This window comes from Novosphingobium terrae, from assembly GCF_017163935.1.
Lineage (GTDB): Bacteria > Pseudomonadota > Alphaproteobacteria > Sphingomonadales > Sphingomonadaceae > Novosphingobium > Novosphingobium terrae.
Window position 1 is genome coordinate 1,095,625 of sequence record NZ_JABVZR010000001.1, and the last position, 13,067, is coordinate 1,108,691.

The 13,067-nt window shown below is 65.7% G+C and carries 13 protein-coding genes; 5 read left to right on the forward strand and 8 right to left on the reverse strand.

The genetic code is table 11. The annotated features are described in order from the left end of the window. Positions 1-21: 21 nt before the first annotated feature. Positions 22-2,073 (reverse strand): methyl-accepting chemotaxis protein, encoded by a 2,052-nt coding sequence (locus HGK27_RS05145; protein ID WP_206239271.1) that lies wholly within the window; start codon positions 2,071-2,073, stop codon positions 22-24. A 222-nt stretch (positions 2,074-2,295) separates the two neighbouring features. Here HGK27_RS05145 and HGK27_RS05150 point away from each other — a divergent pair, with 222 nt between their 5' ends. Then, the gene (locus HGK27_RS05150; RefSeq protein ID WP_206239272.1) at positions 2,296-2,541 is read left to right on the forward strand and encodes a hypothetical protein; all 246 of its coding nucleotides are present in this window, start codon (positions 2,296-2,298) and stop codon (positions 2,539-2,541) included. A gap of 159 nt (positions 2,542-2,700) precedes the next feature. Then, entirely contained in the window at positions 2,701-3,306 is a 606-nt protein-coding gene (locus HGK27_RS05155; RefSeq protein ID WP_206239274.1) for a hypothetical protein, read from the forward strand. A gap of 4 nt (positions 3,307-3,310) precedes the next feature. On the opposite strand, the gene HGK27_RS05160 is transcribed toward HGK27_RS05155, so the two are convergent. Beyond that, entirely contained in the window at positions 3,311-4,318 is a 1,008-nt protein-coding gene (locus HGK27_RS05160; RefSeq protein WP_206239276.1) for a bile acid:sodium symporter family protein, read from the reverse strand. A gap of 83 nt (positions 4,319-4,401) precedes the next feature. Between HGK27_RS05160 and HGK27_RS05165 the strand changes: the two genes are divergently transcribed. After that, positions 4,402-5,280, forward strand: a complete 879-nt coding sequence (locus tag HGK27_RS05165; protein WP_206239278.1) for a LysR family transcriptional regulator — start codon at positions 4,402-4,404, stop codon at positions 5,278-5,280. A gap of 3 nt (positions 5,281-5,283) precedes the next feature. On the opposite strand, the gene HGK27_RS05170 is transcribed toward HGK27_RS05165, so the two are convergent. From HGK27_RS05170 to HGK27_RS05180, 3 genes are read right to left on the reverse strand one after another with little or no spacing between them, the layout of a single operon-like run. Then, positions 5,284-5,988, reverse strand: a complete 705-nt coding sequence (locus HGK27_RS05170; protein ID WP_206239280.1) for a hypothetical protein — start codon at positions 5,986-5,988, stop codon at positions 5,284-5,286. 24 nt (positions 5,989-6,012) lie between these two features. Then, on the reverse strand, positions 6,013-7,746 hold the full coding sequence (locus HGK27_RS05175; protein WP_241126853.1) for a DUF4153 domain-containing protein: 1,734 nt from the start codon (positions 7,744-7,746) through the stop codon (positions 6,013-6,015). A 27-nt stretch (positions 7,747-7,773) separates the two neighbouring features. Further along, complete coding sequence (locus tag HGK27_RS05180) at positions 7,774-8,235, reverse strand: hypothetical protein (RefSeq protein ID WP_206239281.1); 462 nt, start codon at positions 8,233-8,235, stop codon at positions 7,774-7,776. 212 nt (positions 8,236-8,447) lie between these two features. On the opposite strand from HGK27_RS05180, the gene HGK27_RS05185 reads away from it, so the two are divergent. Both HGK27_RS05185 and HGK27_RS05190 read left to right on the forward strand, forming a co-directional pair. Then, a complete protein-coding gene (locus HGK27_RS05185) occupies positions 8,448-9,005 on the forward strand; it encodes a TetR/AcrR family transcriptional regulator (protein WP_241126854.1) in 558 nt (185 codons plus the stop codon). A 25-nt stretch (positions 9,006-9,030) separates the two neighbouring features. Continuing rightward, positions 9,031-9,903, forward strand: a complete 873-nt coding sequence (locus HGK27_RS05190; RefSeq protein WP_206239285.1) for a hypothetical protein — start codon at positions 9,031-9,033, stop codon at positions 9,901-9,903. A gap of 14 nt (positions 9,904-9,917) precedes the next feature. Here the strand turns inward: HGK27_RS05190 and HGK27_RS05195 are convergent, their stop codons facing one another. Genes HGK27_RS05195 through HGK27_RS05205 form a run of 3 tightly spaced genes read right to left on the reverse strand, consistent with a single transcriptional unit; the run spans position 9,918 to position 13,059 of the window. Further along, positions 9,918-10,751, reverse strand: coding sequence for an HpcH/HpaI aldolase/citrate lyase family protein (locus tag HGK27_RS05195; protein ID WP_206239287.1), 834 nt, complete (start codon positions 10,749-10,751; stop codon positions 9,918-9,920). Further along, the gene (locus tag HGK27_RS05200) at positions 10,748-11,206 is read right to left on the reverse strand and encodes a MaoC family dehydratase (protein WP_206239288.1); all 459 of its coding nucleotides are present in this window, start codon (positions 11,204-11,206) and stop codon (positions 10,748-10,750) included. The genes HGK27_RS05195 and HGK27_RS05200 overlap by 4 nt, the downstream gene beginning before the upstream one ends. Beyond that, positions 11,206-13,059: an acetyl/propionyl/methylcrotonyl-CoA carboxylase subunit alpha gene (locus HGK27_RS05205; RefSeq protein WP_206239290.1), complete on the reverse strand. Its 1,854-nt coding sequence runs from the start codon at positions 13,057-13,059 to the stop codon at positions 11,206-11,208. The genes HGK27_RS05200 and HGK27_RS05205 overlap by 1 nt, the downstream gene beginning before the upstream one ends. Between the last annotated feature and the right edge of the window lie 8 nt (positions 13,060-13,067).

Consider the following 13,067-nt stretch of genomic DNA (forward strand, 5'->3'; position numbering starts at 1 on the left):
ACGCCATGGCTTTGGCAGGTTTCAGCGCTCGATATGCCTCAGCCTTTCGGTGTCCTGCTCGATGCGGCTCATCATCGCGCGCTGCTGCTGCGCCATCTGCTCGACCATGCCCAGCAGCGCGGTGATGCTCTGGAAGGAGCCGAACATCTGATCGAGCGAGCTGGCGATCACGCCCAGCCCTTCACGGGCGCCCAGCAGCTTGGCTTCCGAGGCCGCGACATGGCTGCCCAGCAGCCCCATCGATTCCTCGACCTCCTCGAAGGAGCCCTTGCTCTGGTCCAGCGTGTCACGGGTGACATTGGCCAGGCTGCGCACCTCATTGGCCACCACCGCGAAGGCGCGGCCTGCTTCCCCGGCTCGTGCCGCCTCGATCCCCGCATTGAGCGAGAGCAGGTTGGTCTGCATGTTGATGTTGTCGATCACCGCGACGATTTCACGCAGCCGCTGCGTGGTGGCGGAAACGCGGCGGAATTCGGCATCGAGCAGCCCGGTGCGGTCATTGCCCGCCATTTTATGGATCTGCTCCTGCGCCTGGATGCGCATGCTCTCCACATGGCGGCGTGCCTCTTCCGTGCCGCTCACCGCCTGATCGAGTTCGAGCGTCAGGCGGCTGGCGCGGGTCACGAAATCCACCAGCCCGCCGATCAGCTTCTGGCGCAATTCATTCATCAGCCGCTGCTGGTTGAGCCGCGTTTCCACGAAATAATGCGCGAAACCGGCGTAATAGATCGGGAAGCGATCGATATAGGGATCGTGGAAGGCCTCGCCCGGTGCCACGCGGAAGAAGACCGCCGCCGTCAGCGTCAGATTGAGGTTGATGCCCAGCAATTCGCCAAAGGTGGAAAAGCCCGCCACGGGCGCTGAACCCCACAGGCCGTCCAGCTTGTGCAACTGGCCGGGGTTCTTGGTACGGCGCTGGATGCAGTCGTTCAGCACGACGCCCGCGGGTTCCGGCTTGCCTTGCAGGAAACTGGCCAGATCGCGGCGGGTCTGCTCGGCGAAATCGGTGGTGCGCACCAGATGGAGTTCGTCGCCGGCATTGACCTCGCAATAGAAGGTCACCACGCCATTCTCGATATCGATGTCCGAGGCAGAGCGCACGAACAGCTCGCCATTCATCACGATGGCGAAGTCATGGTGGCGCATGCGCTCCTTCAGCTCACGGGGCTGGCAGCGCATCATCGCGCACATGGCGTCGATCACCGGCACGATGTCCACCGTGCCCTGCTGCGCCACGGTGGTGATCTGGCGGGTTTCCACCGTGCCTTCCATCACCACCAGACTCTTGCCCACGGGCACGACATTCTGGGTCTTGAAGATGCCGAAGCGGGCATGCTCCTGCATCTTCACAAAGGCCACCAGCGCGCAATGCTGCACGAAATCCCGCCCGTCGAATAGCCATGTACCCTGCGGGTTCTTCTGCGTGGCCGAGGAGCCGCCGATAAAGATGCAGGGGAAGCGCCCGCTCTTGTAGACGGCCTCCATAAAGAAGTTTTCCGAGGCCGAGAGGCCGTCGATCAGGGTCAGGGCCAGCGTGTCGTCATGGCGGATGGGGAAGGGCGGCTGGACGCGGTCCAGATGAGCGCCGATCTCCTCCAGCCGCTGGGCCACGGGCTTTTCGGGATGGCCGGCGCGGATGTCCTCATTGGCCAGCGGAATGGAGTGGACGCTGACATCGCGCAGCAGATCGGCGCCGAAAATCTGCACCACCAGATTGTTCCAGGCGCCCTCGGCGGGGCAGTAGAGCTGGGCGGGTCTGGCCTGCGCACCGCCCGGATCACAGAGTTCGCCCGCTGTGGTCACGGCGATCAGGCGGGCAGGCGCGCTCAGCAGGCGCAGGCGTGCCACCACCTGACGGAAATCGACATGGGGCGAGATATAGGCGATCACCAGTATGGCCGGCGCCCCGGCAAAGCGGAAACTCTCGGGCGAGAGATTGCCCAGCGCGGCATCGCTGCGGATCACGCGCATGGTGGCTTCGGTCTGGGGGGCGTTGTGCGTGCCGTCCTCGGGCATGGCAGGCTCGGGCACATCCTCGTGCCACAGTTCCTCCCGCCGCCGTCTCCAGAACATGCCGAATCCTCCCAAAGGATAATGCGGCAGACTGATAAGCCAGTCCGATCAAGAAAGGCTGTGGCCGCCTTAGACACGATTACCTAGCCTTTAGGCATGTTTCGGTCAGACAATGCGGACCCATATCATCAGGATATGGTAGCGCGTTCCAAACGGTGTTGGCGCTTGCGGCTTTGCAGGGTCACATAAGGCTCCGGTTCAATCGAGGACCGGAGAGCCCCCATGCACAGCAAGCAGCATTCCAGAAACCATCATCGACAGGGCCCAGCGGTGAAGGCTGCCGCGCGCCAGCACCAGCTCCGGGTCGATTATGCTCTGGTGGCGCTGCTGGCTGCGCTGGGGGGCGGCTATATCTATCGCGCGGTCTGGCAAGCCGCCGGGGATGGCGTGCTGGCTCTGCTGGCGCCGCTGGTGGTGTTCCTCGTCGTGGCCTCGTTCTTTTCCGATGGCGGTCACGCCCGGCGCTGAGCTGCGCCGATCCTGCCCAACCCCCGGGCCGGACATGGTGCGCCATAGGGTCCCGGCTTGAAGGGCCTGTTTCTTTTCGCTTAATCAGCGGCCTCCCATGCTTTATCAGCCATGCCTCGCGTGGAGGCAGAGGGAAGGGAAGCCGGTTTGAAGGGAAGGATGCTGAGCCTGCTGGCTCTGGCCGTGCTGACGGGCTGCGCCGGCGATCAGGGCGCTTCCCCGGCCTTTTCAGGGCCGGCCCAGATCAAACCGCTGGGCCCGCCGCAACTGGGGCAAGGGCGCCATCTCTATCAGTTCGAACTGCGCGACTGGCATGGCAAGCCTCAGCCCGACCAGCCCTTTGCGCTCAGCATCCAGAATGTGAAGGGGCGCAATCTGCCTTTCGTGGCGGACCGCAAGAAGGTCTATCAGGGCGTCACCGATGCTCAGGGTCGCACGCCGGTGATCGCTCTGCCCTTCCGCATCAAGCCGGGCGACTGGCGCCTGCGCGAAAGATTCGGCTCGGGCCCTTATGGCGAGGATTTCCGGCTGACCGGCCCTTCGGGCAAGCACCCTTTGCCGGGTCTCGATTATACGCTGGTCGCCTGCGGGAAGGTGCCCCGTCATTATGAGGGCACCTCCAACGCTCAGGGCTTCACCGCCTATATTGCCAGCGAGGAGCCTGAACATCTCACCCTCTATTATCGCGGGATGGGGGATGATGACCCGGAGACGCTGATGAAGGAGGCCTGCCCGGCCTCCTCCGAAACCTCCGCCAAACCCTGAGTCTTCAGGCGGCCACCGCCACGGCATCGATGGTCTGCTCATCGCGCGCGGCATAGCGGCGGGCCAGCGTGGCGCAGACGAACAGCTGGGCCTGATGGAACAGCATCAGCGGCAGCACGATCATGCCCACCGCATGGCCGGGGAAGAGGATGGTGGCCATGGGGATGCCGCCCGCCATGCTCTTCTTCGATCCGCAGAAGACAATGGCGATCTCATCGGCCACGGAGAAGCCCAGACGGCGGCTGGCAAACGTCGTGGCGGCGATCACCAGCGCCAGCACCAGCAAGGAGAGCACCAGCACCACCGCCAGATCCGCCACCGAGAGGCGCGACCACACGCCCGCCACCATGCCCGCACTGAAAGCGGCATAGACCACCAGCAGCACCGATCCGCGATCGACCACCGAGGTCAGCGTGCGGTGGCGCAGCAGCCAGTCGCCGATCAGCGGGCGGGCGGCCTGCCCGACCACGAAGGGCAGCAGGATCTGCACGCCGATATCCTCCAGCGCATGGGCCGAAAAGCCGACGCTGGAGCCGGGCAGCAGCAGCGAGACCAGCACGGGCGTGATCACCACCCCCAGCAGGTTGGAGACCGAAGCGCTGCACAGGGCGGCGGGCACATTGCCCCGCGCGATGGAGGTAAAGGCGATGGAGCTTTGCACCGTGGAGGGCAGCAGGCAGAGATAGACAATGCCGACCAGAATATCATGCGGCAGGAAGGGCTTGAGCAAGGCCTGCAAGCCCAGCCCGATCACCGGAAAGAGGATGAAGGTGCTGGCAAAGGTCAGCCCCTGCAGCCGCCAATGGGCAAGGCCGCTCCATACCGCCTGAGGTGAAAGCCGCGCGCCATAGAGGAAGAAGAGCAGCGCCACCGCCAGAGCCACCGCCGCATCGGCGATGGGTTTGCCCGCGCCCTGCGCCGGACACAGCGCGGCCAGCCCCACCGTGCCGATCAGCATCAGCAGATAGGGATCGATGGGGGAGCGGTCGATCAGCGTGCGGAGGGTGGACATGGCGTAAACTCCCTGTTGTCTGCGGTTGGGGTTACGCCCGAGATTGGTGATGCACAATTCAGGTGACCGTGGTAACAGTCATCATGGTTCATGATAACAACGCCGGGCTGATCGCCCCCGATCTGCTGCGCGCTCTGGTTGCTGTCGCTCAGGCTGGCAGCTTTTCCGGCGCGGCGCGGGCGCTGGGCTTGCGCCAGTCCACCATCAGCCAGCAGATCAAGCGGCTGGAGGAAGCGACAGGCCGCCGCCTGCTCGATCGCGATACGCACCGCGTGGCGATCACTGCCGAGGGCGAAGCGATGCTCGATCACGCCCGTCGCGTGCTGGATGCGCATGAGCGGATGGGGCGTTACCTCTCTGGCACGCGGCTGCGCGGGCGGTTGAGGATCGGCGCTTCGGAGGATTTCGTGCTCTCCGCGCTGCCCGATGTGCTGGCCGATTTCGTGCGCCGCTCGCCGGAGGTGACGCTGGAACTCACCGCAGGTTTGAGCGAAACGCTCTATGACCAGTTCGAGGCCGGGCTGCTCGATGTGCTGGTGGTCAAGCGCTGCCGGGGCGATCAGCGCGGCACGCTGGCCTGGAGCGAGCCCATCGTCTGGCTGGGCCGCCCCGATTACCGCCCCTCTGCGGGCGAGCCTTTGCCGCTGCTGCTCTATCCCGCGCCCAGCGTCACCCGCGCCCGCGCGCTGGAGGTGCTGGAACGCCTCGGCCAGCCGTGGCGGATTGCGCTCACCAGCGCCAGCCTGACCGGGCTGACGGCGGCGGCGCGCGCAGGCATCGGCGTGTTGCCGCATTCGGCGCGGCTGATGCCGCCGGGGCTGGCTGTGGTGCAGGCGGGGCTGCCCGCGCTGCCCATGGTGGATTTCGTGGTGATCGGCCCGGGCGGGCGCCATGAACTGGCTGATGCGCTGACGGCCGCGATCCTGCAATGGGCGGCGTCAGGCCGGGCGCAGAGCCGGTAAGGCTTACGGCGTCGTATACTGTCCGCAGTCGGGCAGCGGGGCATCGGGGCGGTATTCGCCCGCGGCGGCATCGAAATGGAAGGCGCGGCGATAGGTGCAGGCCTTGTCCTCGCTCGTCACCAGATCGCGTTTGGTCAGCGGGGGCAGGGCAAGGGAATCCGCATCCCGGCTGACACCCCGCGGAAAGCTTGTGGATCTGACGTTCAGCAGCAGATCGGGCAGATCACCGGCACGGGGCCCGACGGAAAGATCGCCCGTCAGCGCATAATCATCGTGGCAGGCGCCGGCGCGCTGTTTCATATCCTTCTCGCTGAAGCAGGCGCGGATCGAGATATCGCTGCGATAGGGCACCTCCAGCACGGCCCGAGGATCGGCGCCGGGGCGCAGCAGCATCAGGCGCTGCGCCTCCACATCGGCATTGCCGCCCGAATACATCTGATGCTGCTGCACGCCGATGCTGACCAGCAGAGCGCCGCCCTTCAGCCGCAGCAGCATGGGCAACGGCTCGAAGCTGTCGTCGTCCTGATCCTCGCTCCATGTGCCGAGCGGCTGGCCCTTGCTGGTGACGGCAAAGGCGCCCTCATCCGTGGCCGAGACGCAGATCTCGCCATCCGCCGTGCAGAAGGGCGCATCCTTGCCCGCCTGCACCAGAGTCTCGAAACCGGACGGCAGGGCGGCCAGAGCGGCAAGGGCCAGCAGAAAACTCATCCTACCTCTCCCGACACGGCCTCTTCAAAAGACATCGCCCAGCGGAACATCATCGACATAGACCTGACGGCGCTTGACGTTGCGCACCTCCACCTTGCCCGTTTTAATCCCGCGCGCGATGCGTTCGTCCTCGGCCTTGTCATGGGACAGGGCATGGCGGTCCACGGCCCATATCTTGCCATCGAAGTGATAGAGGGTCGAGCCCAGAGCGGTGACGATCACGGCGTCATCGCTGTCCGGCTTGTGCATGACCACACAGTGGGCATCGGGACCGCAGGCGCTGTAATCGGCCAGCTGGTCGAAGAGGGCGGGTGGCAGCTGTGTGCCGCGTGGCAGCACGACAAGACGCGCCGGGTTCATCCGGGGGCGGGGCGGTTCCTTGTGAGGCGTCAGCTCATAGCGGCTCATCGGGCTCAGAGCATGGGCGGCGGCGGCGCGGATGGCGGGCGTTGCGCCCTGGCTGGCGAGGCGCCGGATCGCCTCCATGCCGCTCTGGCCGAAATCGAAGCGCAGGGCGCCCCAGTCGAAGTCGTCAGGCTTGAGGCGGCCATCCTCCAGCCGTGCGACCTGATCGCGTGTGGAGATGGCGGCGAAGTTCAGCAGCGGTGTGGCCAGCAGCAGCGAGGCCGCCGTCAGCGCAAAAGCCAGCCGCAGATTGGCCTGTCGCAGATGCGGGGCCGCCTCGCGCCGATAGCGCGCGATGGAGACCAGATAGGCCAGCCCATAGGCGCAGGCCATGCCGGTGAAGATCACCGCCCAGAGCCGGTCCGGCGTGATGCCATGTTGCTGGATGCGCAGGCCGGTCGAGAAAGCTGCGATCAGCGCCAGCGGCAGCATGGCAAGGCTCAGCACCCCGGCGGCGGCGCGCAGCAGGGGGCTGCGGGCTTCCCCGGCCTCTTCCTCGCCGATCACCGCATTGGTGAGGCAAAGCGCGCCGATGATGCAGCCCAGCAGGATCGGGCTGGTCGAGCGGGTGGCGTTCCACAGCGGGGCAAGGCCGGTGAAAGGGATCGCCAGCAGGAAGATCAGCAGGCCCAAAGCCAGCACCGGGGCCAGTACGGACAGCACCGTGGTCACCACGCGTTGCAGCAGGGTGAGCATGGCGGAGCGGTCGCGCAGCAGGGCGATGCCGGCGCCCAGCGCGGCGCCGGTCAGGGTGAAGGCCATCCATTCCTTGTCGAGCAGCTTCTCCAGCCCATCGATGCCGATCAGCTTGAAGAGCTGCCCCAGCAGCAGTGCCATCGCCCAGACCACGCCGACAAAGGCCCAGGCCGCCACGCCCAGCACAGCATCGGTCCAGGCATGGGGGTGCACCTCGCGATAGGAGAGGTGCCAGGCCAGCGGGCCTTGCTCTGGCTGCGCCCCGCGCCAGGCCTGAAACAGCGGCGTGGCCATGGCTACGGCCAGCGCCGCGCAGCCGATCCGCCATGGCTGGTCGGAGGCCTGAGAGGGCACATTCCAATAGACCGTCAGCCCGACCAGCGCGGCGCCGATCAGGGCGAAAGACAGGCTCCAGCGCAGGCGCGTGCGTTCGATCAGCAGCCCCAGCAGCGCGGCGGCGGTGGCCATGAAGGTTGCCGATGCCATGCGCAGATCGCGGTGATCAAGCTCGGGAAAATAGCGATCAGGCCGGGCGATCCAGTAGATCGAGAGGCCCGCGATGGCGCCAAGCAGTGTCAGGCCCCAGGCGCGCAATGGCCAGCCTTGCGGATCGTTTTCAGGCTGCGGGCCAGCCATGGGGGAGGGGCTGCTGGTCATTATGGCTTCCTTTCCGGCGCCGTCTGCTCAGGAGTAGAAGGGAATCCGGCTGAGCACATAGCCGCCACCTTTGGGAGAGAAGACCAGCTGTTCCTTGATGTCTGTCGCGTTCAGCAGATATTCGCCTTTCATCAGCGGGCCGGGGGCCTCGCCGTCATCGCTGCCGGGGCGGAAGGCGCGGATCTTGCCAGTGCGGATCGCGGCGACCACGCCGGGGGTGAAAAGCTTGTCGAAATTGGCGATGAACTGCGCGCGGGTGGCGGCGCTGCGGTTGACTGGCCCTTCCGAGAAATCCTTGAAGGGCAATTTGACCATACCGGCCACCCTGGCGCGGTCATGGGCCAGCACGGCAGAACGGAAATCACTGAAGAACGCTTTGAAGTTCTGCTGCGAGGCAACGGGCGCGGCGGCAGCCTGCTGCGCGGGCAGGGTGAGCGACAGGGGCGCAGCGAGCGCAAGCAGCGTGGCGAAACGCATGGCGGGGTTCATGCCATTCTCCTTCTGGTGACAGGTGGCAATCGGGGGGAGGCCTGCCTGTCGGGGTCGCATGGGCAGGCCCATGTCTGTTGTTGCCATGCCAGCGTATCGGGCAATTGATCGGCGATCAATTAAAAATTCCACGCTGTACATTTTTTGCGGAAACCACTATGCCTGTGGCCATGGGCAGACGATCAGACCACAGCCGCAAAGAGCTGGAACAGATGCTCATTGTTGAGGGCCACAAGCATATGGCCGATGTCGGCTTTGCCCGATTTTCGGCGCGGGAAGTGGCCAAGCGGATCGGCTATTCGATCGGCACGCTCTACAATGTGTTCGGCACCTATGATCAGCTGATCATCGCCATCAACACGCGCACCTTCGCGCTCTGGACCGACCATCTGCGCGATGCGCTGGAGCAGGGCGGGGATGACCGTATCCGCGCGCTGGTCGAGGGCTATTTCAGCTTTGCCCGGGCCAATCGCAACATCTGGATGGCGATCTATGATCACCACCTGCCGCCCGATGTCACCATTCCCGAGGAGCAGCATCTCCAGCGCGGCCAGTTGACCGAGATCGTGGTGCAGGAAATTCGCGCCGTGTTGCCCTCTGCCGAGCAGGAACAGGCGATGCGTCTGGCGCGCTCTCTGGTGGCGACGGTGCATGGGCATTGCATGTTCGACATCAACGGCTCCTTCGCCCTGATGGGCGAGAAGGAGCCGGAGGCGCTGGCCTTGGCCCGCGTGCGCGAAAGTCTGGCGGTGATACGGGCGGAAGGGTGAGGCTTTGATCGCGATAAAGCGTCTTTTGCCCATCGCCGTCATGGGGCTGATCAGTGCCTGCTCTGCGGGGCATGGCGATCATGAGGCGGCCACAACGGCTTCGCAATCGGTCTCATCGGCGGTTCCGGAAAAGGCTGCGGCGGCTGAAGCATCGGGCTTTGTTTCGCAGATCAAGGACATGTCTTTCAGCGCGGCCACAGCGCTGCCCAAGGCACCCGCCAGCGCGGCGAGTCAGGCGGATTGCGGCGGTTTTGCGCTGTCACCCCAATCCTCCGCAGCGCGAGCCTTGGCGGCGGCGGGCTGGGGCGTGACGGGTGAGGGGCGCATCGGCGCCTATCAGATCGTCAGCTTCGCAGGCGGTTTCGAGCCTGCCACCAGCGGCACATGCGAAGTGAGCAAGGGGCATCTGGCCGTCTATCAGGGCGGCAGGCTAGTGGCGCTCGCCGCTATGCGTGCCGGCGCTAAGGCGGACATCGGTCATATCGCGGGTTTCGGCAAAGTCGGGCTGCGGATCTGGGATGGCGATGTCGTCCCCATGCCGCTGGCCGATCTGCGCCTCACGGACCAAGGCTTGGTCATCGGCACTCTGGCTGCGGAGGAACAGACCTGCGGCGGCGCGGTGCCCCGGATTGATCATCTGCCTGTCACAAGGGCCCGCGCGCGCCTGATCGCTGCGGGCTGGAGCCCGATTAACCACGGCGGCCCCGGTCACCGCAGCGACAGCCGCGAGGCCGATCTGGCGCGCAAGGGCGTGATCGAGGTGGAAAGCTGCTCGGGCACGGGGTTCGGCTTTTGCAGCTATGGCTACAAGCGGGGGGCTGCCGTGCTTTCGGTCACCACATTCGGCGATGGTGAGGATCCGATCGTCTCCGATGATGCTGTGAGATGCGGCCGCTAAGGCCGCCCGAACCTTTAGCCAGCCATCGCCAGAATGCGCCGGGCCTGGATCAGGTGAGGGCGGTCGATCATCTTGCCCTCCAGTTTCAGGGCGCCCGCGCCGGGGTTGGCCGCAAAGGCGTCGACCACGGCTTGAGCATGGCGGATCTCTGCCGCGCTGGGGGTGAAGCCCTGGTTGATGGTCTCGATCTGGGCGGGGTGAATGGCCATCATGCCGGTGAAGCCGTCGCGGCGCGCCCGGGCCACATAGGCGGTGAGGCCTTCGGGATCGCTGATGCTCGGGAAGACCGTTTCGATGGGGGCTGTGTTGGCGGCATGAGCGCCGAACAGGGTGAGGCCGCGCACCATTTCGTAAGGCGCGGTGTAGCGGCCGTCGGTTTCGCGTGAGGTGGCGGCGCCGATGGCGGCGGGCAGATCCTCGGCGCCCCATGTCAGGCCGGCCAGATGCTGGCTGACCTTCTGATAACTGCCCAGTTGGAAGATGGCAGCGGGGGTTTCGGTGGCGATGGGCAGGATGGGAAGTTTTGCTGCGCCCAGCATGGTAACCAGCGCTTCGACGCTGACTGCGCCCTCGGCCTTGGGCAGCACCAGACCGTCCGGATGGAAGGGCAGGATCGCGGCCAGATCCTCGGCTGCCAGACCGCTGTCGAGCGGGTTGATCCGCACGAAGCTGGGGCAGATGCGGGGCCCGGCCAGCCATTGGGCGATATGCTCGCGCCCTTCCGCCTTCTTCTCCGGCGCGACGGAATCCTCAAGGTCGAGGATCAGCGCATCGGCGCCGCTGGCCGCCGCCTTGGCGAAACGTTCGGGCCGGTCGGCGGGGACGAAGAGCAGCGAGCGGAGTTTCATCCTTGCGCGTCCTGACCCTTGATCAGCGCCATGCGCAGGCATTCGCAGACCACCTCGTCGCGTTGGTTGAGCATGCGGTGCCGGAAGGTGACGATCCCTGCGCCGGGGCGGGATTTGCTGGGTTTCAGATCGGCTATTTCGGTCTCGGCGCGCAGGGTGTCGCCGATAAACACCGGTTTGGGCATGACCAATTTGTCATAGCCCAGATTGGCGATCAGCGTGCCCAGCGTGGTCTCGCCCACTGAAAGCCCCACCATCAGCGCGAAGGTGAAGGTGCCGTTGACGATGATCTGGCCGAACTCGCTGGCCTTGGCCGCCTCGGCATCGAGGTGCAGCGGCTGGGGGTTGTGAGTCATGGTCGAGAACAGCAGATTGTCGGTCTCGGTGACGGTGCGGCGGATTTCATGGGCGATCTGGTCGCCGATGGACCATTGATCGAAGAAACGGCCTGCCATTACTTGTCCTCCGCCTTGTCGATCTGCGCCAGCAGCGCGCCTTCGCTGACCTGAGCGCCTTCTTCGGCATCGAGTTGCGCCACCGTGCCGTCGAAGGGGGCGAGCAGGCTGTGTTCCATCTTCATGGCCTCCACGGTGAGCACCTTCTGGCCTTTGGTGACGTGCTGCCCCTGCGTGACCGCCACCGCGATGATCCGCCCCGGCATGGGCGAAAGGATCGCGCCATCGGCCAGATCCGGGCCGCCCGTGGCGGCAGCGCGCCATGGGGTGAGATGCCAGACCTGCCCGCCCTCGGCCACCAGCACGTCTTCCGCATGCTCTGCTGCGCCGGAAGGCGGCAGGGTGACGGTGACCTCATGGCCGTCGAGCAGAAAGCGGGCTTCCCGATGCGGCGGTGCATTCAGGCGAAAGCCGGAAAGCAGGCCGGGCGCCACCAAACGCGCGGCGGCGCGGGACAGCGCCTGCGCCGAGGGTTGAGGCGAGGGTAGCAGCGCATCGCCCGCCCGCGCGATCAGCCCGGTGTCGAGCCTTGCCGCGGCAAAGTCTGGATGCTCCAGCGCCTTGACCAGAAAGGCGGCGTTGGTTTTCAGCGGATGGATCACCGTGTTGCCCAGCGCCCCGGCCAACTGTCTGCGCGCGGCATCGCGATCCGGCCCATGGGCGATCACCTTGGCGATCATCGGGTCGTAGAAGGGGGAAATCTCCGCGCCTTGCTCCACGCCGGTGTCGATGCGGCAAGCGCTTTCGATATTCGTGCCGATCTCGAAGCGATCCAGCGTGCCGATGCAGGGCAGAAAGCCCTTGGCCGGGTCTTCGGCATAGAGGCGCGCTTCCATCGCCCAGCCGTTGATGGAAAGCTGATCCTGCGTGCGGGGCAGGGGCTCGCCGCTGGCCACGCGCAATTGCCATTCGACCAGATCCTGCCCGGTGATCGCCTCGGTGACGGGATGCTCCACCTGCAGGCGGGTGTTCATCTCCATAAACCAGATGCGGTCGGCGCGCAGACCCTCCGAGCCATCGGCGATAAACTCGATGGTGCCCGCGCCGACATAGTCCACCGCCTGCCCCGCGCGCACTGCCGCTGCGCAAATCGCGGCGCGCGTTTCAGCATCCATGCCCGGCGCCGGGGCTTCCTCGATCACCTTCTGGTGGCGGCGTTGCAGCGAGCAGTCGCGTTCAAAAAGATGGACGACGTTGCCATGGCTGTCGCCGAAGATCTGCACCTCGATATGGCGCGGGTTGCTGACCCATTTTTCCAGCAGCACATGATCGTTGCCGAAGCTGGCGGCAGCCTCGCGGCGGCAGGAGAGCAAGGCGTCGGCGAAATCCTCCGCCGCATCCACCTTGCGCATGCCCTTGCCGCCGCCGCCCGCCACAGCCTTGATCAGCACGGGATAGCCGATGGCATCGGCCTCGCGTTTCAGGCGGTCCTCGCTCTGGTCCTCGCCCAGATAGCCGGGGGTGGTGGGCACGCCCGCTTCCTGCATCAGCTTCTTGGCGGCATCCTTCAGCCCCATGGCGGTGATGGCGGCGGGCGGCGGGCCAACCCACACCAGCCCGGCATCGATCACGGCCTGTGCGAAGTCCGCGTTCTCGCTGAGGAAGCCATAGCCGGGATGGATGGCCTGCGCCCCCGTCTGCCGGGCAGCGGCGATGATGCGCGCGCCGTCCAGATAGCTTTCACGCGCCGGCGAAGGCCCGATATGCACCGCCTCATCGGCAAGGCGGACATGCAGGGCCTGCGCATCGGCATCGGAATAGACGGCCACGGTGCGCAGCCCCAGTCGACGCGCGGTGCGGATGATGCGGCAGGCGATTTCGCCGCGATTGGCGATCAGGATGGAGGTGAGCATTGGGTTTA

Coding starts and splice junctions, on each gene's coding strand:
- HGK27_RS05195 (WP_206239287.1), bottom strand. CDS start 10,751: ATGAAACTCCGCTCGCTGCTCTTCGTCCCCGCCGACCGGCCCGAACGT.
- HGK27_RS05155 (WP_206239274.1), top strand. CDS start 2,701: ATGCTGAGCCTGCTGGCTCTGGCCGTGCTGACGGGCTGCGCCGGCGAT.
- HGK27_RS05145 (WP_206239271.1), bottom strand. CDS start 2,073: ATGTTCTGGAGACGGCGGCGGGAGGAACTGTGGCACGAGGATGTGCCC.
- HGK27_RS05205 (WP_206239290.1), bottom strand. CDS start 13,059: ATGCTCACCTCCATCCTGATCGCCAATCGCGGCGAAATCGCCTGCCGC.
- HGK27_RS05165 (WP_206239278.1), top strand. CDS start 4,402: ATGGTTCATGATAACAACGCCGGGCTGATCGCCCCCGATCTGCTGCGC.
- HGK27_RS05180 (WP_206239281.1), bottom strand. CDS start 8,235: ATGAACCCCGCCATGCGTTTCGCCACGCTGCTTGCGCTCGCTGCGCCC.
- HGK27_RS05175 (WP_241126853.1), bottom strand. CDS start 7,746: ATGACCAGCAGCCCCTCCCCCATGGCTGGCCCGCAGCCTGAAAACGAT.
- HGK27_RS05150 (WP_206239272.1), top strand. CDS start 2,296: ATGCACAGCAAGCAGCATTCCAGAAACCATCATCGACAGGGCCCAGCG.
- HGK27_RS05170 (WP_206239280.1), bottom strand. CDS start 5,988: ATGAGTTTTCTGCTGGCCCTTGCCGCTCTGGCCGCCCTGCCGTCCGGT.
- HGK27_RS05185 (WP_241126854.1), top strand. CDS start 8,448: ATGCTCATTGTTGAGGGCCACAAGCATATGGCCGATGTCGGCTTTGCC.
- HGK27_RS05200 (WP_206239288.1), bottom strand. CDS start 11,206: ATGGCAGGCCGTTTCTTCGATCAATGGTCCATCGGCGACCAGATCGCC.
- HGK27_RS05160 (WP_206239276.1), bottom strand. CDS start 4,318: ATGTCCACCCTCCGCACGCTGATCGACCGCTCCCCCATCGATCCCTAT.